The sequence below is a fragment of the Nocardioides panacisoli genome, assembly GCF_019448235.1.
GTDB classification, from domain to species: Bacteria; Actinomycetota; Actinomycetes; order Propionibacteriales; family Nocardioidaceae; genus Nocardioides; species Nocardioides panacisoli_A.
Window position 1 is genome coordinate 297,516 of record NZ_CP080409.1, and the last position, 17,110, is coordinate 314,625.

Below are 17,110 nucleotides of genomic sequence, written 5' to 3' on the forward strand. Positions count from 1 at the left end.
TCCCGTGACCTCCGCGCCCGCCCCTCGCCCTCCCCTCGACACCGCCCGACTGGTGGCCGCCCTCGACGACCACGACGGCCTGCGACCGGAGTTCCTCGACGAGACCGACTCCACCAACGCCGTCGCCGCCGACCGTGCGCGGGAGGGCGCCCCCGACGGCACCCTGGTCGTCGCCGACCACCAACGGGCCGGACGCGGCCGGCTCGACCGCGGCTGGTCGGTGCCGCCCCGCGCCGGGCTCAGCTTCTCCCTCGTGCTCCGCCCGGACCTGCCCCCGCACGGGTGGCCGTGGCTGCCCCTGCTGACCGGGCTCACGGTCACGCGGGCGCTGGTGGACCTCGGGTACGACGCCCGGGTGAAGTGGCCCAACGACGTACTGCTGCCCGAGCGCAAGGTCGCCGGCATCCTGGTCGAACGGGTCGCCACCCCCACGGGACCGGCCGCCGTGCTCGGCATCGGCCTCAACGTCAGCATCGCCGAGCACGAGCTGCCGGTGCCGACGGCGACGTCGCTGTTGCTGGCGCGCCCCGACCTCGAATCCGACCGGGCCGACCTGCTGGCCGGCATCGTCCGCGCGCTCCGGGACCGCTACGACGCCTGGCACGGCGGGGACGCGACGGCCACGACCAGCCTCGCGGCGGAGTACGCCGCCGCCTGCGACACGGTGGGCCGCGCCGTCCGGGTCTCCCTCCCCGGAGGTGGGGACCTGACCGGTCGCGCCGTCGACGTCGACGCCAGCGGGATGCTGGTCGTGGAGACCGCGGGGGGCGTCGAGCGGGTCGGTGCCGGCGACGTGGTGCACGTCCGTCCGGCGCCCGACACCGAGGTGGAATGATCGGCCCCGTGCCTGAGCCCAGTCTGGAACGCGTCTTCCTCGGGGAGGAGCCCGACCTCACCGTCGACGAGATCGCGCGCCGTGCCGGGGTGTCGGTCGAGGACGCCCGGCGGCTGTGGCGCAGCCTGGGATTCGCCGAGGGCGGGGACCAGCGGGCCTTCACGACCGCCGACGCCGAGGCACTGGTCGACCTGTCCAGCGTCGTCGGCGACGGCGTCATCGACCTCGACCTCGCGCTCAACATCACCCGCGGGCTCGGTCTGAGCATGGCCCGCCTGGCCGACTGGGAGGTCGGCGCCATCGTGCAGCCGGCCGAGGAGCGGTTCCGTGGCGAGGAGGGCCCCGACAGCAGGCGGCGGGTCGCGCAGGAGCTCGTCGAGCGCTACGGCGACACCTTCGACCGGCTGCTGTCGTATGCGTGGCGGCGCCACGTCATCGCCGCGGTGGCCCGGATGGAGGCCGCGATGGCGATCGAGGAGGACCCCGGCACCACGCACGTGACGGTCGGCTTCGCCGACCTGGTCAACTTCACCAGCCTGTCCAACGAGCTCAGCCGCGACCGGATCGGGGACCTCGTGGAGGTCTTCGAGGTCCGCTGCGGCGACGTGGTGGCCAACCAGGGCGGGCGCTTCATCAAGTCGATGGGCGACGCGGTCCTCTTCAGCACCGACGACGCCGAGGCCGCGTTCCGCATCGCCGAGGGGATCATCCGTGTCATCGGACGCGACAAGCGGATGCCCGACGTACGCCTCGGCCTCGCCAGCGGGCTCGTGGTGATGCGCTTGGGCGACGTCTTCGGGCCACCGGTCAACCTCGCGGCCCGGCTGACCGGGGTGGCGCGCCGCAACCGCATCATCGTCGACCACGCGACCGCGGCCCTGCTGCCGTCGGAGGAGATCGAGACGCGGGCGCTGCCCGAGCGCCCGGTGCGCGGGTTCGGCATCGTCGAGCCCCTGGCCGCCCGTCGGCTCTAGCAACGCATGACCGATAGGGTGCGGCGCGTGTCCGAAGCAGCCCCTCGCATCGCCGTCGTGGGCGGCGGCCAACTCGCCCGGATGATGGCCCCGCCGGCGGTGATGCTCGGCATCCCGCTCCGCCTGCTCGCCGAGGGCGAGGGGGTCTCGGCCGCCCAGGTCGTGCCCGACCAGCTCGTCGGGGACTACCGCGACCTCGCCACGCTGCGGCGTGCCACCGACGGCTGCGAGGTCGTCACCTTCGACCACGAGCACGTGCCGACCGAGCACCTGCACGCCCTCGAGGAGGACGGCGTCGCGGTGCGACCCGGTCCCGACGCCCTCGTCCACGCCCAGGACAAGGTCGTGATGCGGGAGCGGATGACGGCACTCGGTGCACCCCAGCCACGGCACGCGACCGTCGCCTCGGCCGAGGACGTGACGGAGTTCGGGCTGCCCTGCGTGCTCAAGGTCAGCCGTGGCGGGTACGACGGCAAGGGCGTCTGGGTCGTCCGCGACCCCGCCGACGTCGAGGAGCCCCTCCGGGTCGCGCAGGAGCGCGGCGTACGGCTCCTCGCCGAGGAGCTGGTCGCCTTCCGGCGCGAGCTGTCCGCGCTGGTCGCCCGCGCCCCCAGCGGCCAGGCCGCGACCTACCCGGTGGTCGCCACGACGCAGCTCGACGGCATCTGCCACGAGGTGATCGCCCCTGCCCCCGACCTCGACCCGGGACTGGCCGGCGAGGCACAGGAGCTCGCGCTGCGGATCGCGGGCGAGCTCGGCGTCACCGGCATCCTCGCGGTCGAGCTGTTCGAGACCAGCGACGGCCGCATCCTGATCAACGAGCTGGCGATGCGCCCCCACAACACCGGCCACTGGAGCCAGGACGGCGCGGTCACCTCCCAGTTCGAGAACCACCTGCGTGCCGTGCTGGACCTGCCGCTGGGCTCGCCCGAGCCGCGCGTCCCCTGGACGGTGATGGTCAACGTGCTCGGTGGCCCGGATCCCGACGTCGGCCGGCTCTACGACGGCTACCCCCACGCCCTCGCCCGTGACCCACGGCTCCGCGTCCACCTCTACGGCAAGGACCTGCGCCCCGGCCGCAAGGTCGGCCACGTGAACGCCTACGGCGAGGACCTGGACGAGGTGCTCGAGCGGGCGCGCCACGCGGCGGCCTGGTTCCGCGGCGACCTCGGCAACGAGAGCGAGTAGCGCGCTCAGGCGCGTGCCAGGTCACGGCACGTCGCGAGCACCCGGTCCCGGGCGGCGGTGTACTCCGCGGCGCGGGCGCCGGCGGCGAGGTCCTGCTCGAGCCGACCCGCGCGGCGCGCGAGCCGGGCGTAGCCGTCGTCCGCGGCGCCCGCGGCCCGGGCCAGCGCGAGCGACGCCTCGAGCTCGTCGACCGCCGGCGTGAGGCGGTCGGGCACCAGGTCGCCCACCGAGGGGGCGGTGTCGCGCAGCCGGTCCAGCACGGCGCACGCGTAGGCGGCGTGCACGTGCACGCCACTCGCCACGGACGCGATCTCGCGGCAGGCCCGGGTGAGCTCGCTGCGCCGGGCCGCCACGCGCTCCCAGGCGCCCTGGACGTGGGCGAACTGCAGCGCGCTCGCCGGCTCCACCAGCGCGCCGTACGCCGCCTCGTCGCGGAGCCCGGCGGTCACGAGCAGCGCACTGCTCGCGGCGTAGGTGGCCTCGTCGGGATCCCGCCGGTTCACCAGGTCCTCGGGATCGACCGTCGCGAGCGCGCCGTGCAGGCTGCAGCCCAGGGCGGCGTACCCCCGCGGGGAGAGGTCCGGTCGCACCGCGGCGAAGGAGGTCGGCGCGTCCGCCGCGTCGCTCGAGGGGGCCGGCGCCGGCCCGGCGGAGCCGGGGGAGGAGCACGCCGTGAGCGCGAGGAGTACGCCGGCCAGCACCGCCCGCACGCCGGCGCTGCGGCGTGCCGGACGAGCGAGGTGCGCGGTCATGGTGCCCATGCATACCCGAACGGGTCGACCGGGGGTTTGGTTAGGCTCCGGCCCATGAGCGAGAAGGCAGCGCCCCGGGTCGGCATCGTGATGGGATCGGACTCCGACTGGCCGACCATGGAGGCCGCGGCCGCTGCGCTGGCGGAGTTCGGCATCGCCCACGAGGCCGACGTCGTCTCCGCCCACCGGATGCCTGCCGAGATGCTCGCCTACGGCGAGCAGGCCGCCGACCGCGGCCTGTCGGTGATCATCGCCGGCGCCGGCGGTGCGGCCCACCTGCCCGGCATGCTCGCCGCGGTCACGCCGCTGCCCGTGATCGGGGTGCCGGTGCCGTTGAAGTACCTCGACGGGCTCGACTCGCTGCTCTCGATCGTGCAGATGCCGGCCGGGGTGCCCGTCGCGACGGTCGCGGTCGGCGGGGCCCGCAACGCGGGCCTGCTGGCGGTGCGGATCCTCGCCGCGACGGATCCGGACCTCCAGCAGCGCATGCGTGCCTTCCAGGGCGAGCTCAAGGCGGCGGCCGAGGCCAAGGGCGCCACCGTCCGGGAGTCCTCGGGGCTCCCGCCGGTCATCGAGTGAGCGTGCCCGGCGACGTCCTCCGGCCGGGTCGCCTGGTCGCCGTCGACGTCGCCCGCTGCCTGGCGCTGCTGGGCATGATGGCGACCCACGTCGTGGGCAAGCGGACGCCCGACGGAGACCTCACCTGGGCCTACGCGCTGGCCGGTGGGCGGGCGTCGGCACTGTTCGCCGTCCTCGCCGGCGTGAGCCTCGCCCTCGCCACCGGCCGCACCGAGCCGATCGTCGGCACGGAGCTCCGCCGCGCGCGACTCGGCCTGGCAGCGCGCGCCGGTCTCGTGGCGCTGCTCGGCCTGGCGCTGGGCGGCCTGGACAGCGGGATCGCGATCATCCTGGCCCACTACGGCGTGCTGTTCCTGCTCGCGCTGCCCTTCCTGTCGTTGCGGGCGCGGTCGCTCGCGGCGCTGACCGTCGGCTGGGTCCTACTCACGCCGGTCCTGCTGCACCTGCTCCTCCCGCGGTTCCCCGAGTTCGACGGTCGGAGCCCCGAGCTCGGCGACCTCGCCGACCCGGGCCGGCTGCTCGGCGAGCTCGCCGTCACCGGCACCTACCCGGTGCTGCCCTGGCTGGGGTTCGTGCTGGCCGGGCTCGCGGTGGGCCGCACCGACCTGCGCCGTCCGGTCCGGGCGCTGGCGCTGCTGGTGGGTGGGGCGCTCGCGGCCGCGGCGGCGTACGCCGTGTCGAGGGCGCTGACCGCCCTGCCCGCGGTGCGGGACGGACTCGGGTACCCCGACCTCGACCACGCCGGGCTGCGGAACCTGTTGGCCGACGGCACCGGCGGCTCGCCGCCGGTCGACGGCGGCTGGTCGTGGCTGCTGGTGGTGGCGCCGCACTCGGCGACGCCGTTCGACCTGGTGCACACCATCGGCTGTGCCCTGCTGGTCCTCGGCGGCTGCCTGCTCCTCGCCGAGTGGCTGCCGGCCCCCGGCCGACGGGTGCTGGTGGTGCTCTTCGGTGCGGGGACGATGACGCTGAGCCTCTACACGCTCCACGTGCTGATGCTGACCCCGAGCCTCTGGCCGCCCGAGGAGTCCGACGCCTACGTCTGGCACGTGCTCGTCGTCCTGGCAGTGGGCGCGGTGACGGTCGCAGCGGGGCGGCGGGGCCCCCTGGAGACGGTGGTCGGTGCCCCGTCCCGTTGGTCGCGGGAGCGTGCGGTGTCCGCGGATGGACACCGCGGCAGCGGAAATGGTTGGACGTCCTAGGATCTGGGGCATGAGCTCCGACTTCTCCGTCTATGCGCTGCCCGACGAGCACCGAGCCGTGCGGGAGGCGGTCCGCGCGATCTGCACGGACAAGGTCGCCCCCGCCGCTGCCTCGGTCGACGAGGAGGCGCGCTACCCCCAGGAGGCCCACGACGCGCTCCTGGCCGCGGACTTCTACGCCCCGCACGTGCCCGAGGAGTACGGCGGCGCCGGCGCCGACGCGCTCGCGACGGTCATCGTGATCGAGGAGGTGGCGCGCGCCGACGCGTCCGCCTCGCTGATCCCGGCGGTCAACAAGCTCGGCTCGCTGCCGATCCAGCTGGGTGGCTCGGAGGAGCTGAAGCAGAAGTACCTCGGCGCGCTGGCCCGGGGCGAGGGCGGGTTCTCCTACTGCCTGTCCGAGCCCGACGCCGGGTCCGACGCGGCCAACCAGAAGACGCGTGCGGTCCGTGACGGCGACGACTGGGTGCTCAACGGCGTGAAGCGCTGGATCTCCAACGCCGGGGTCTCGGAGTACTACACCGTGCTGGCCACCACCGATCCCGAGAAGGGATCCCGCGGCGGCATCTCGGCGTTCGTGGTGGAGAAGTCCGACGAGGGCGTCTCCTTCGGGGCGCCGGAGAAGAAGCTCGGCATCAAGGGCTCACCCACCTGTGAGGTCTACCTCGACAACGTCCGCATCCCCGGCGACCGCATCATCGGCGCCGAGGGGGAGGGCTTCGAGATCGCGATGCGCACGCTGGACCACACCCGCATCACGATCGCCGCGCAGGCCGTCGGGATCGCCCAGGGCGCCCTGGACTACGCGCTCGGCTACGCCAAGGAGCGCGAGCAGTTCGGCAAGCCGATTGCCGACTTCCAGGGCCTGCAGTTCCTGCTGGCCGACATGGGCATGAGGGTGGAGGCCGCCCGACAGCTGACCTACGCCGCCGCGGCCCGCTCCGAGCGCCACGAGGACGACGTCACCTTCTTCGGTGCGTCGGCCAAGTGCTTCGCCTCCGACGTGGCGATGCAGGTCACCACCGACGCCGTGCAGGTGCTGGGCGGCTACGGCTACACGCGCGAGTACCCGGTCGAGCGCATGATGCGCGACGCCAAGATCACCCAGATCTATGAGGGCACCAACCAGGTGCAGCGCATCGTCGCGGCCCGCCAGCTGCTGGCCGGCGTACAGTCGGACCTGTGAGGCGGTCCGCACCACCGACGGCGTGACGCCGACGGTCGGGGCGCGTTGAGTCGGTGGAGGTGCGGAGGATGCAGCCATGACCGAACTCAGCGCGCCGGAGTCCACCGTCGGGTCGAGCCGACGACGCCGGCGGCGCGGGCGTGGGCACGGCAGACGGCACCGACCGCGTGACCTGCGCAGCCGCTCGCTACTGACCGCGGGACTCGCGCTGATCCTCGCCGGGCTCGTGGTCCTCGGCTGGGTGGCCTGGCAGTTCTGGGGCACCAACTGGCAGTCCCAGCAGCGTCACGGCGATGTCGCGGACTCGCTGCGCGACGGCTGGACCACCGGCGAGCCGGTGGCGCGGACCGACTGGGGCGAGGCGACGGCGCTGCTGCGGGTGCCGCACTTCGGCGCCGACTTCATGGTCCCGGTGCTGGAGGGCGCCACGGACGAGGTGCTCGCCGCAGGCGTGGGCCACATGGGCGACACCGCGCCGGGGGAGCGGGGCAACTACGTGCTGGCCGGCCACCGCGTGACGCACGGCGAGCCGTTCGCCGACCTGCTGGGGCTCGAACCGGGTGACATCGTCCAGGTGGAGACGCGCGACGAGATCCTGACCTACGAGCTCGACACGCCGGGCGACGGACTGCGGCTGCCGTTCACCGCCGGGTGGGTGCTGGATCCGTCGCCGACCAACCCCGACGGTGGCGTCGAGCCGCCCGCGGCCGCGGGCGACCACCTGCTGACGCTGCTCACCTGCTCGGAGATCTTCCACACCGACGACCGGTCGATCGTGTTCGGCCACCTGGTGGACCGGCGCGACAAGACCGGCTGAGCCGGGCCCGCGCGCTGCTATCGTGCTGCTGCAGCCACCCGCGTAACCGTGCTCCCCACTGTTTCGTTGCACCGGTGACTGCTGCTCCCGAGGAAGGCCACACCCATGGCTCGAGTCTTCGCTGCGATCGCGACGCTGATCGCCGTGACCCTGATCGCCCCCCTTCCGTCGGCGGCCGCCGACGGCTACGGACCCCAGGTGCCGACCGCGGTCGCCATCGAGGTCGACGACGAGATCCGCGTCGGCGACGACGTGGTCATCACCTACTCGGTGCGGGCCAACTCCGACGAGGGCCCCATCGAGGGCACGCTGGCCATCAACGGGGCCCCGGGCTCCTCCGACGCCGCCGACCGCACGTTCGCGCAGACCCGCGACTACGCCGACACCCCGATCACGGTGAACCTCGGCAGCCAGCCGATCGGCGACTACACCACCTCGGCCAGCTTCACCCCCGACGCCGGCAGCGTCTACCTGCCCTCCACCGGCACGGCCACCTACCGGGTTGTCGGCGGCCGGACCGGCGGTCCCGGTGACGACGGCGCCGGCGGGATCCTGCCCAACACCGGTGGCCCCGCCGTGTGGTGGCTGCTGCTGGGCAGCCTGCTCGTCGCCGGCGGTGCCGGCGTCGTCCACGCGGGCCGTCGTCGGTCGGTCGCCTCCGCCTGAGCCGACCGCGGCGACGTAGCCTCGTCGAGCACACCACCCGAGGAGAGGTGAGACATGCCGAGCCTGCGCTGTCCGTGTGACGTCACGATCCGCGGCGAGGACGACGACGAGCTGGTCGCCAGGGTCAACGAGCACCTGGCGGCCGAGCACCCCGGCCGCGAGTACACCCGCGAGGAGATCCTCTTCCTCGCGATGTAGTGGGGTGGATGGAGTGCGCGGCGCGCGCCGTGCCTCAGTCCTGCGGGAAGATCCGCGGGAGTCGGGAGGCGCTGCCGGTGAAGTGCGGCGCCCGCTTCTCGCGGAACGCCGCCACGCCCTCCTTGCCGTCCTCCAGCGAGGTGTAGTACATCGCCAGCGAGTCGGTGAGGTGCGCCTCGAGCGGGTGGTCGGCGGCCGCGTTGCGGTACAGCAGCTGCTTGGCCAGCCCCAGCGCCACCGGCGAGCGGTCTACCACGAAGGACCGTGCCAACTCCTGGGCCGCCGGCACCAGGTCCTCGGGCTCGTGGATGCTGCGCGCCAGCCCACCCGCGTGCACGGCCTCGGCGTCGAGGACGTCGGCGGAGTAGACCCACTCCAGCGCCTGCTGCAGGCCGACCAGGCGGGGCAGGAACCAGCTCGAGCAAGCCTCCGGCACGATGCCGAGCCGGCCGAAGACGAACCCGACCCGGGCACGGGTCGAGACGAGCCGGATGTCCATCGCCAGGGTCATCGTCGCGCCGATGCCCACGGCAGCCCCGTTGATCGCCGCGATCACCGGCTTGGGCAGCGCATGGATGGCCAGCGTCACCTTGCCGCCGGTGTCGCGCACGCCGTCCTGGTGCGGCGCCCGGTCGTACGCCGCGCGGAATTCCTCCGGCGTCGGCGCGACCGACTCGTCGAGGCCGAACACGTTGCCCTCGGCGGAGAGGTCCATCCCCGCGCAGAACGCCTTGCCCTCACCGGTCACGACGATCGCCCGGATCGCCTCGTCGTGGGCGTCGGTGGTGAAGAACGCCTCGAGCTCGCGCGCCATCGTCAGGTCGAAGGCGTTGAGCGCGTCGGGGCGGTCGAGGCGCAGCGTGGCGACCCCGTCCTCGTCCACGTCGCAGGTGAGGGTCTGGTAGGTCATGGGGCAACTCCTGCCGGGGTGCACTGCGCCCGAGTGATGTCGTCGGTGCGGTCCTCGATGATGGCACTGAACAACCCCTCGGCCCGCTCGGTGTCCATCACCGTGGCGGAGCCGTCGGTGACCGGCATGGTGCAGGTCCGGCCGTCACCGATCCGGGTCATCGACAGCGCCCAGCGGCCCACGTCGAACTGGCTGGTGCCCTCGCCGAAGCCGAAGAAGTCGGGGACCGCGTTGTTCAGGCCCCACCAGCGGAACGGGTTCAGGACCGTCCAGGGCGAGAGCACGCTCTCGCCGATCGCGCCGACGACCTCACGCTGTCGTCCGACCCGGTCCAGGTCGCCCCGTGTCGTGGCGCGGGTGCGGGAGTAGCCCAGGGCCGTCGTGCCGTCGGCCTCCTGGCAGCCCTTCTTCACGTTCAGGCCCGCCTTGGGGTCCTTGATGGCCTCCTCGGGGCAGATCTCGATGCCGCCCACGGCGTCGACGACACCGGCCACGCCGCCGAGGCCGATCTCGACGTACTCGTCGATGCGGATGCCCGTCTGGGACTCCAGGGCGGCGACGAGCTCGGTGGGGTCGCCGGGGTCGTAGTAGCCGTTGATCTTGCGGCCGTCCACGGTCCAGTCGCGGGGGAAGGAGACCAGCACGTCCGGCCCGGAGCCGGCGTGGAGCACCATGATCGTGTCGGCGAGGCTGCTCTGGGCGTTGCCCGTGCTCAGCTCGCGCCGCTCCTCCTTCGACAGGCCGGCGCGGGAGTCGCTGCCGACCATCAGGTAGTTGGTGCCCGGCTGCTCACCCGGGCGCTCGCCGTCGGGCTCGAAGTCGATCTTCTCCACCCGGCTCCAGGCGAAGATCGGCACGGCGACGAGGAAGATCAACCACAGGGCGAGGAGCGCCAGCACCACGCGGCGCCACGACCGGGGACGCATCCGTCGGCTGCGCCGCGGGGTCGCCGGCGGCGGCGAGGCCGGTGGCTGCTGGCGACGGTCCTGCGGCGCCGGCGACCGTGGGGTCACCGGCATCATGCGCGTCGGCTCGGGATCCGCACCGGAGGAGCGGCCCTGGTCCTGGCCGTAGATCCAGTCGTAGTCGGGGTCGTCGCCGGAACCGGCGCGGGGACGGTCTGCCATGACAGATGACGCTACCGTCTGCAGCGTGTCTGCATCCCTCGCGGCGCGCACGCCGACCTATTCGCGCATCGAACTCGCCACCGTGACCTCCCGTGCCCAGGCCAACCTGCTGGGCAACATCCACGGCGGCGAGGTCGTCAAGCTCGCCGACTCCTCTGCCGGCGTGGTGGCCCAACGCCACAGCGGCGGGCCGGCCGTCACGGCCGCCCTGGACGAGATGGCCTTCCTGCGCCCGGTGCGCGTCGGCGACATCGTGCGCACCTACTCCCAGGTCAACTGGGCCGGACGCTCCTCGATGGAGATCGGCGTCCGGATCGAGACCCAGCCGTGGGACGACCCCACGACCGAGGTGCTGCACGTCGGATCCGCCTACTTCGTCTTCGTGGCCATCGACGCCGCGGGTGCCGCCCGCGAGGTGCCGCCGCTGCGGCTGGAGAACGCCGAGGACGAGCGCCGGATGCGGGAGGCCGAGATCCGTCGCGCCCACCGCCTGGCGCGCAAGGCCGAGATCGACGCGGCCCGCAGCCGCGACTGACCCGCCCAGCGTGGGCCGGCCTCAGGTCACCCGGTGGTCGGCCGGGCTCGCTGCGGCCTCGGCCAACGCCCGCGCGACCGCACCGATGGCCGGTGGGTGCGGGGGAGAGCCGTGGGTGGAGACCTGGACGGCCCGCGTCGCTCCCGGCACCGGCCGGCGTACGACGCCCGGGTGCTGGTGGGCGACCAGTGCCAGCCCGGGCAGCACGGTGACGCCGAAGCCGCTGGCCACGAGCGCCTGCACCGCGACGTAGTCGTCGCTCGCGAACCCGATGTGGGGGTCGAACCCCGCCGTGGCGCACAGGCTCAGCAGTTCGGTGCGGCACCGTTCGCAGCCGCTGATCCAGCGGCCCTCGGCGTGGGCGGTGAGATCGGCGTCGCCGGCGGGCAGGTCGCGTCCGACCAGGTGGAGCGGATCGGTCAGCACGGTCGAGGAGGTGACCTGGTCCGGTGCCGGCTGGCCGGGATAGGTGAAGGTCAGCGCGACGTCGACCCGACCGGCGCGCAGCAGGTCCGCCGCCTCGGGCGGCTCGGCCTCGGTCAGGTCCACGGTGAGGTCGGGGTGGTGCCGGTCGAGGAGGGCGAGTGCGGCGGGGACGAGCGTGGCGGCACCGGAGGGGAACGCGGCCAGGCGGACCCGGCCGGCGCGGAGTCCGGTCGCGGCGTGCAGCTCGGTCTCGGCCCGCCCGGCGAGGGCGAGGATCTCCTCGGCCCGTCGGGCCAACCGCTCGCCGTCGGGTGTGAGGCGCACCCCGCGGCCGACGCGCTGGAGCAGCACGCTCCCCGTCTCGGCCTCGAGGCGACGCAGGTGGTGGGAGACCGTGGGCTGCCCGTAGCCGAGTTCGGCCGCGGCCGCGGACACCGTGCCGGTGTGGTGCAGCGCCACCAGGGCGCGGAGTCGGTGCAGGTCGAGCACGCGGCCATCGTATCGGCATCATCGATCGGAAGCCGCGAGAAGAACCATTGGACCGATGAATGCTCCGCGAGGGATGCTCGGCCCGTGCTCACCTTCGATGCCATCGCCGAGGCCGGGCGGATCGTCGCGGACTCACTCGCCCCGACGCCGCTGGTGTCCCACCCCCTGCTGGACCGCGCGGTCGGCGCCGAGGTCCTGGTCAAGCACGAGCACGTGCTGCCCACCGGGTCGTTCAAGGTGCGCGGCGGGGTGCACCTCGCGGCCAACCTGGCGGCGGCCGAGTCCCGCAACGGGCTGGTGACCGCCTCCACCGGCAACCACGCGCAGTCGATCGCCCACGCCGGTCGCGCAGCGGGCGTCCCCACCTGCGTGGTGATGCCGGAGGGGGCACCGGAGTGCAAGGCCGAGGCCGTCGAGGCGCTCGGGGCGCAGGTGGTGCGCCACGGGACCGACCTCGCGCAGGCGGCCGCCCACGCGCGGGCGCACGCCGAGGCCACCGGGGCGTCGTACGTCGACCCGACCGACCCGCGCATCGTGCTCGGCCACGCCACGGCCTACCTCGAGCTGTTCACCGCCCTCGACCCGGCGGTGGTCTACGTGCCGATCGGCAGCGGAACGGGCGCGGCTGGTGCCTGCCTGGTCCGCGACCGGTTGCGACCCGGGTGCCGCGTGGTGGGGGTGCAGTCCTCGGCGGCGCCGGCAGGATGGCGCTCCTGGCGCACGGGCCGCATCGAGACGGCGACGTCGACGACCCGCGCGTCGGGCCTGGCCACGACGACCGGGTACCCGCTGACGCAGCAGGTCCTGCGCGAACGCCTGGACGACTTCGTCCTCGTCACCGACGAGGACATCGACGACGCCGCCCGGCTGCTGGCCACTCGGGCGCACACCCTCGTCGAGGGTGCGGGCGCGGCGTCGCTGGCCGGCCTGCTGGCCGACCCCCGGCGCCCCGGGGGCGCGGCGGTGGTCGTCGCCTCCGGGGGCAACGCCTCGACCGAGGAGATCGCACGCCTGGCCGCGTGAGGTCCGCCGGTGTGTCGTCGCCCCTGTGACGGGTGTGACTGGTGATACTTGGCAGGTCATCTGCTCACTTCCCCCAGCAGGAGCGACAACGCGCCATGGTCGACTACCCGGGACCACTCCGTTCCCATCCGCTGACCGACGTCGGTGACCGCGCCGCCCGGGTGCGTTTCCGACGGGCGCTGACCCTGATGGCCTTCACGCTGCTGGCGCCGGGATCGGCCCAGCTGCTCGCCGGCAACCGCCGTGTCGGCCGCATCGCACTGCGCGCGTGGCTCACCCTGCTCGGACTGGGGGCCCTCACGCTGCTGCTGGTGCTGGTCCACCGCCCACTCGGGTTCTGGCTCGTGTCCCAGACCACCCTGCTGCTGCTCGCGCGTCTCGCGCTCTTCGCCGGCGCGATCGGCTGGGCCTACCTCTTCGTCGACGCCTGGCGGATCGGTCGCCCGCTGAGCCTGCAGCTGCCGCACCGCCGGGCCGTGATCGGCGTCAACGGCGTGCTGTGCTTCAGCGTCGTCGGCACCCTCCTCTTCGGCGCCCACGTGGTCGGTGTCCAGCGCGACTTCATCATCAGCGTCTTCGGTGACGGCGAGGCCTCCGCCGCGAGTGCGGGCCGCTACAACGTGTTGCTGCTGGGTGGTGACGCGGGCCAGAGCCGGTGGGGCATGCGGCCCGACTCCATCCACGTCGCCTCCATCGACGCCGAGACCGGGCGCACCGTCCTGGTGGGCCTGCCGCGCAACATGAAAAACTTCCCCTTCGCCGACGGGTCGGTGATGGACGAGCAGTTCCCCGACGGCTTCGACGCCGACTACCTCAACGGCGTCAGCACGTGGGCGCAGGACCACACCGACCTCTTCGACGACCCCGAGACGGCCGGCACCGACGCCACCATCATGGCCGTGGAGGGCATCACCGGGCTCGACATCAACTACTGGGCCTCGGTGAACCTGCAGGGCTTCAAGGACCTCGTCGACGCGGTCGGCGGCGTCACGCTCAACGTGCGCCGGCCGATCCCGATCGGGCTGCCCTCGGACGACTTCTACGACCACATCCAGCCCGGCGAGCGCGAGCTGAGTGGCTTCGAGGCGCTCTGGTTCGCCCGTGCCCGCCACGACTCCGACGACTACTCCCGCATGGCGCGGCAGAAGTGCGTGCTCAACGCGTTCCTGCGCCAGGTCAGCCCGCAGCAGGCCCTGCGCAACTTCCAGGAGCTCACCCGCGCCTCGGCGGAGATGGTCGCGACCAACGTGCCCACCTCCGAGGTCGACCGCTTCCTGGACCTGGCGCTGAAGGCGAAGTCGCAGAAGATCGCCTCGGTCTCCCTGGTCCCGCCCGCGATCAACACCGGCGACCCCGACATCGACAAGGTGCGCGCCCGCATCCAGGCGGCGATCGACAAGGCCGAGGGCAAGGCGCCCGCCCCGAGCAACTCCGGCGGAGGCGGCAACGGCTCCGGCGGCGGTGGCAACGGATCCGGTGGCGCGGGTGCGGACCGCTCGGTCACCGGCGGCTCGGTCGGCTCCCTCAGTGAGGGCTACGCCGCCAACGACACCGACGACGTCGCCGCCGCCTGCTGACCGGACCGGTCAGGCGGCGAACCCGGCCACGACGGCGTCGAACGTCGCGCGGTCCGGGGCACCCACGACACCGGGGCCCACCGTGCGCGGGTCGTACTCGCTGCCGTCGAGGAAGCCCACGTGGCCGCCGGCCTCCTGCACCAGCAGGGAGCCCGGCACGTGGTCCCACGGCTTGGAGTGGTGGTAGGCGATCGCCCGAGCGTGGCCGTGCACCAGTTGGGGGTAGTCCACCCCGCAGCATGCCCAGGTCAGCTCGAGCCGCCCCAGGCCGGGGAACGTCGAGCCGACCCAACGACGCCGTGCAGTGCGCACCGGGCTGTCCCCGGGAGCGGTCCAGGTGAGCGGCTCGCCGTTGAGCCAGGCCCCGCCACCGCGCTCGGCGACGTACGCCGCCCGGTGCTGGGGCTGCCAGATCCAGCCGCGCACCACGAGGCCGTCGCGGACCTCACCCACCATGACGGCGTGGTCGGGGGAGCCGTTGACGAAGTTCTTGGTGCCGTCGACGGGATCGACGGTGAAGGCGTGGTCGGCGGCCGCGAAGCGGTCCAGCAGCGCCGGATCCTGCGCCTGCGCCTCCTCGCCGAGGACGACGGCGTCGGGATGGGCGGCCCGGAGGGCCTCGGTGATGAGGACCTCGGACTCGTGGTCGGCGACCGTGACGAGATCGCCCGGGTTCTTCTCGGAGACCTGGTGCTCGGCCAGGGCGCGGAAGCGCGGGGTGATGACCTCGGCGGCCACGTCAGCGAGCAGGTCCAACACGGCCGCGGTCTCCACACGGCGAGCCTACGGCGACGCGTAGGATCGCCGCCGTGCGGGTCGTGGCAGTCGTGGTGACGTTCAACCGGCTGCCGTTGTTGCAGCGCCTCGTCGCGCGCCTGCGCGAGACCGACGGGGTCGCCGAGGTCCTCGTCGTGGACAACGCCTCCACCGACGGCACGGGGGAGTGGCTGCAGGAGGTCGCGGCCGACGCCGCGCCCGGTGCCCGGGTCCGCGCCGAGACGCTCGACCGCAACCGCGGCGGCGCCGGCGGGTTCCACCGGGGCCTGGAGTGGGCCGTGGAGGACACGGCGGACGCCGAGGGGACGAGCACCGACCTGGTCTGGTTGATGGACGACGACGGACTGCCGGCGCCGGACTGCCTGGCGACGTTGCTGGCGCACGAGGGGGCGGACTTCTGGGGCCCACTGGTGGTCGACGAGCAGCAGCCGGACCGACTGGTCTTCCCGATCCGCATGCCCGGCGGCACCGAGGTCGTGCGCGACGTCGCCGGTGCCGAGGCGGTCGCCACCGGGGGCGTGCTGGAGGACATCGTGATCCCGTTCAACGGGGTGCTGCTGACCCGCGCGCTCGTCGAGCGGATCGGCCTGCCGCGCGAGGAGTTCTTCATCTGGGGCGACGACCACGAGTACCGGCTGCGCGCCGAGCGGGCCGGCGCCCGCATCGCCACCGTCGTCGGCGCCCGGGTCCACCACCCCTCGATCGGCGAGCTCGGCTCGCCGATGATGGGCGGCCGCACGACCTACAACCACAGCCCCAGCGACCTCAAGCACTACTGCATGGCCCGCAACAACACCCTCAACCTGCGCGACTACCGTGGGTGGCCGCACGTGCTGCTGTTCTGGCTGAAGACGGTGTGGTTCTACCTACTGACCCGGCGCCAGCCGCGACGGATCACGATGAGCGCGCGGGCGGCGTACGACGGCCTGCGGGGCGACTTCACCGGACACGAGAGGTACCTGCGATGAGCGTGGCGATCGTGGTCGTCACCCACAACCGGGCCGACCTGCTGGAGACGATGCTGGCCGGGCTGGCGCGACTGCAGCCGGCGGCCGACTCGGTGATCGTGGTGGACAACGCCAGCTCGGACCGGACGCCGGAGGTGCTGGCGGCGGCGGACGTCCAGGCGATCCGCAGCGAGGACAACCTCGGCGGCGCGGGCGGGTTCCGGCTCGGGGTCCGCACCGCCTACGAGCAGGGGTTCGACCGGATCTGGCTGATGGACGACGACGTCGTCCCGGCACCGGACTGCCTCGGCGTGCTGCTGGAGCGCGAGGAGGACTGCCTGATGGCGGTGCGAGAGGACGCCCACGGCCGCCTGGCCGAGTACGCCGCCACCCGCTTCGACCTCACCCGGCCCTGGGCGATCAAGCCCAAGACCGCGAGCATTGTCGACACCTACCCCGACCGGGCCGCGATGCCTGCCACCGTGCCGTTGGAGAACGTCGCCTTCGAGGGCTTCATGGTCAGTCGCCGCGTCGTGGAGCGGATCGGCCTGCCCGACGACAGCTTCTTCATCTTCTACGACGACTGCGACTACGCGCTCCGCGCCCGTCGCGCCGGGTTCCCGATCGTCGCGGTCCGCGACGCGGTGCTGGTGCGGCAGCTGGACTTCGACCAGCAGCACGACCTCGCCGGGTGGAAGGGCTACTACATGTACCGCAACCTGTTCGCGGTGCACCACCGCTACGGCGAGAACGCCCTGGTGCGGCTCAAGCCCCTGCTGATCATGCTGGTCGTGGTGCTGCTCAGCCCGGTCCGCGGCGGACGTGCCGAAGCCCACAACGTGATCCGCGCCCATCGCGACGCGCGCCAGATGCGGTCCCTGCCGTCCCCATCCGTAGACTGA

The 17,110-nt window shown here is 73.3% G+C and carries 19 protein-coding genes; 14 read left to right on the plus strand and 5 right to left on the minus strand.

Features of this window, described 5'->3' with window-relative positions:
• Positions 1-4: 4 nt before the first annotated feature.
• From KUV85_RS01480 to KUV85_RS01490, 3 genes are read left to right on the plus strand one after another with little or no spacing between them, the layout of a single operon-like run.
• Positions 5-835, plus strand: a complete 831-nt coding sequence (locus KUV85_RS01480) for a biotin--[acetyl-CoA-carboxylase] ligase (protein ID WP_219961448.1) — start codon at positions 5-7, stop codon at positions 833-835.
• Positions 836-843: 8 nt separating this feature from the next.
• Positions 844-1,809: an adenylate/guanylate cyclase domain-containing protein gene (locus tag KUV85_RS01485; protein WP_219961449.1), complete on the plus strand. Its 966-nt coding sequence runs from the start codon at positions 844-846 to the stop codon at positions 1,807-1,809.
• 6 nt (positions 1,810-1,815) lie between these two features.
• Positions 1,816-2,997: a 5-(carboxyamino)imidazole ribonucleotide synthase gene (locus tag KUV85_RS01490; RefSeq protein WP_237690179.1), complete on the plus strand. Its 1,182-nt coding sequence runs from the start codon at positions 1,816-1,818 to the stop codon at positions 2,995-2,997.
• A gap of 5 nt (positions 2,998-3,002) precedes the next feature.
• On the opposite strand, the gene KUV85_RS01495 is transcribed toward KUV85_RS01490, so the two are convergent.
• On the minus strand, positions 3,003-3,749 hold the full coding sequence (locus KUV85_RS01495; RefSeq protein WP_219961451.1) for a hypothetical protein: 747 nt from the start codon (positions 3,747-3,749) through the stop codon (positions 3,003-3,005).
• A gap of 54 nt (positions 3,750-3,803) precedes the next feature.
• On the opposite strand from KUV85_RS01495, the gene purE reads away from it, so the two are divergent.
• The 6 genes from purE to KUV85_RS01525 all read left to right on the plus strand — a co-directional run bounded on the left by purE (position 3,804) and on the right by KUV85_RS01525 (position 8,397).
• Positions 3,804-4,328, plus strand: coding sequence for a 5-(carboxyamino)imidazole ribonucleotide mutase (gene purE / locus KUV85_RS01500; RefSeq protein ID WP_219961452.1), 525 nt, complete (start codon positions 3,804-3,806; stop codon positions 4,326-4,328).
• Positions 4,329-4,330: 2 nt separating this feature from the next.
• On the plus strand, positions 4,331-5,530 hold the full coding sequence (locus KUV85_RS01505; protein WP_219961453.1) for a heparan-alpha-glucosaminide N-acetyltransferase domain-containing protein: 1,200 nt from the start codon (positions 4,331-4,333) through the stop codon (positions 5,528-5,530).
• Between the two features lie 10 nt (positions 5,531-5,540).
• Entirely contained in the window at positions 5,541-6,716 is a 1,176-nt protein-coding gene (locus tag KUV85_RS01510; protein WP_219961454.1) for an acyl-CoA dehydrogenase family protein, read from the plus strand.
• Positions 6,717-6,792: 76 nt separating this feature from the next.
• A complete protein-coding gene (locus KUV85_RS01515) occupies positions 6,793-7,533 on the plus strand; it encodes a class E sortase (protein WP_219961455.1) in 741 nt (246 codons plus the stop codon).
• A gap of 105 nt (positions 7,534-7,638) precedes the next feature.
• The gene (locus KUV85_RS01520; protein WP_219961456.1) at positions 7,639-8,199 is read left to right on the plus strand and encodes an LPXTG cell wall anchor domain-containing protein; all 561 of its coding nucleotides are present in this window, start codon (positions 7,639-7,641) and stop codon (positions 8,197-8,199) included.
• Positions 8,200-8,253: 54 nt separating this feature from the next.
• Complete coding sequence (locus KUV85_RS01525; protein WP_219961457.1) at positions 8,254-8,397, plus strand: DUF1059 domain-containing protein; 144 nt, start codon at positions 8,254-8,256, stop codon at positions 8,395-8,397.
• Positions 8,398-8,431: 34 nt separating this feature from the next.
• On the opposite strand, the gene KUV85_RS01530 is transcribed toward KUV85_RS01525, so the two are convergent.
• Positions 8,432-9,307, minus strand: coding sequence for a crotonase/enoyl-CoA hydratase family protein (locus tag KUV85_RS01530; protein ID WP_219961458.1), 876 nt, complete (start codon positions 9,305-9,307; stop codon positions 8,432-8,434).
• A complete protein-coding gene (locus tag KUV85_RS01535) occupies positions 9,304-10,434 on the minus strand; it encodes an LCP family protein (RefSeq protein ID WP_219961459.1) in 1,131 nt (376 codons plus the stop codon). Before KUV85_RS01535 ends, KUV85_RS01530 begins: the two co-directional genes overlap by 4 nt.
• 25 nt (positions 10,435-10,459) lie before the next feature.
• On the opposite strand from KUV85_RS01535, the gene KUV85_RS01540 reads away from it, so the two are divergent.
• Positions 10,460-10,969: an acyl-CoA thioesterase gene (locus tag KUV85_RS01540; protein WP_219961460.1), complete on the plus strand. Its 510-nt coding sequence runs from the start codon at positions 10,460-10,462 to the stop codon at positions 10,967-10,969.
• A 21-nt stretch (positions 10,970-10,990) separates the two neighbouring features.
• On the opposite strand, the gene KUV85_RS01545 is transcribed toward KUV85_RS01540, so the two are convergent.
• Entirely contained in the window at positions 10,991-11,884 is an 894-nt protein-coding gene (locus KUV85_RS01545) for a LysR family transcriptional regulator (protein WP_219961461.1), read from the minus strand.
• A gap of 84 nt (positions 11,885-11,968) precedes the next feature.
• On the opposite strand from KUV85_RS01545, the gene KUV85_RS01550 reads away from it, so the two are divergent.
• The gene (locus KUV85_RS01550; protein ID WP_219961462.1) at positions 11,969-12,907 is read left to right on the plus strand and encodes a threonine ammonia-lyase; all 939 of its coding nucleotides are present in this window, start codon (positions 11,969-11,971) and stop codon (positions 12,905-12,907) included.
• A gap of 95 nt (positions 12,908-13,002) precedes the next feature.
• Positions 13,003-14,484 (plus strand): LCP family protein, encoded by a 1,482-nt coding sequence (locus tag KUV85_RS01555; protein WP_219961463.1) that lies wholly within the window; start codon positions 13,003-13,005, stop codon positions 14,482-14,484.
• Between the two features lie 9 nt (positions 14,485-14,493).
• Here the strand turns inward: KUV85_RS01555 and KUV85_RS01560 are convergent, their stop codons facing one another.
• Entirely contained in the window at positions 14,494-15,258 is a 765-nt protein-coding gene (locus tag KUV85_RS01560) for an inositol monophosphatase family protein (RefSeq protein WP_219961464.1), read from the minus strand.
• Positions 15,259-15,293: 35 nt separating this feature from the next.
• Here KUV85_RS01560 and KUV85_RS01565 point away from each other — a divergent pair, with 35 nt between their 5' ends.
• Both KUV85_RS01565 and KUV85_RS01570 read left to right on the plus strand, forming a co-directional pair.
• Complete coding sequence (locus KUV85_RS01565) at positions 15,294-16,229, plus strand: glycosyltransferase family 2 protein (RefSeq protein WP_219961465.1); 936 nt, start codon at positions 15,294-15,296, stop codon at positions 16,227-16,229.
• Positions 16,226-17,110 (plus strand): glycosyltransferase family 2 protein, encoded by an 885-nt coding sequence (locus tag KUV85_RS01570; protein ID WP_219961466.1) that lies wholly within the window; start codon positions 16,226-16,228, stop codon positions 17,108-17,110. The genes KUV85_RS01565 and KUV85_RS01570 overlap by 4 nt, the downstream gene beginning before the upstream one ends.

What these genes read in the sequence shown, in the direction of transcription:
- KUV85_RS01490 (WP_237690179.1), top strand. Translation starts at nt 1,816, where the DNA reads ATGACCGATAGGGTGCGGCGCGTGTCCGAAGCAGCCCCTCGCATCGCC.
- KUV85_RS01495 (WP_219961451.1), bottom strand. Translation starts at nt 3,749, where the DNA reads ATGACCGCGCACCTCGCTCGTCCGGCACGCCGCAGCGCCGGCGTGCGG.
- purE (WP_219961452.1), top strand. Translation starts at nt 3,804, where the DNA reads ATGAGCGAGAAGGCAGCGCCCCGGGTCGGCATCGTGATGGGATCGGAC.
- KUV85_RS01510 (WP_219961454.1), top strand. Translation starts at nt 5,541, where the DNA reads ATGAGCTCCGACTTCTCCGTCTATGCGCTGCCCGACGAGCACCGAGCC.
- KUV85_RS01515 (WP_219961455.1), top strand. Translation starts at nt 6,793, where the DNA reads ATGACCGAACTCAGCGCGCCGGAGTCCACCGTCGGGTCGAGCCGACGA.
- KUV85_RS01520 (WP_219961456.1), top strand. Translation starts at nt 7,639, where the DNA reads ATGGCTCGAGTCTTCGCTGCGATCGCGACGCTGATCGCCGTGACCCTG.
- KUV85_RS01525 (WP_219961457.1), top strand. Translation starts at nt 8,254, where the DNA reads ATGCCGAGCCTGCGCTGTCCGTGTGACGTCACGATCCGCGGCGAGGAC.
- KUV85_RS01530 (WP_219961458.1), bottom strand. Translation starts at nt 9,307, where the DNA reads ATGACCTACCAGACCCTCACCTGCGACGTGGACGAGGACGGGGTCGCC.
- KUV85_RS01535 (WP_219961459.1), bottom strand. Translation starts at nt 10,434, where the DNA reads ATGGCAGACCGTCCCCGCGCCGGTTCCGGCGACGACCCCGACTACGAC.
- KUV85_RS01555 (WP_219961463.1), top strand. Translation starts at nt 13,003, where the DNA reads ATGGTCGACTACCCGGGACCACTCCGTTCCCATCCGCTGACCGACGTC.
- KUV85_RS01570 (WP_219961466.1), top strand. Translation starts at nt 16,226, where the DNA reads ATGAGCGTGGCGATCGTGGTCGTCACCCACAACCGGGCCGACCTGCTG.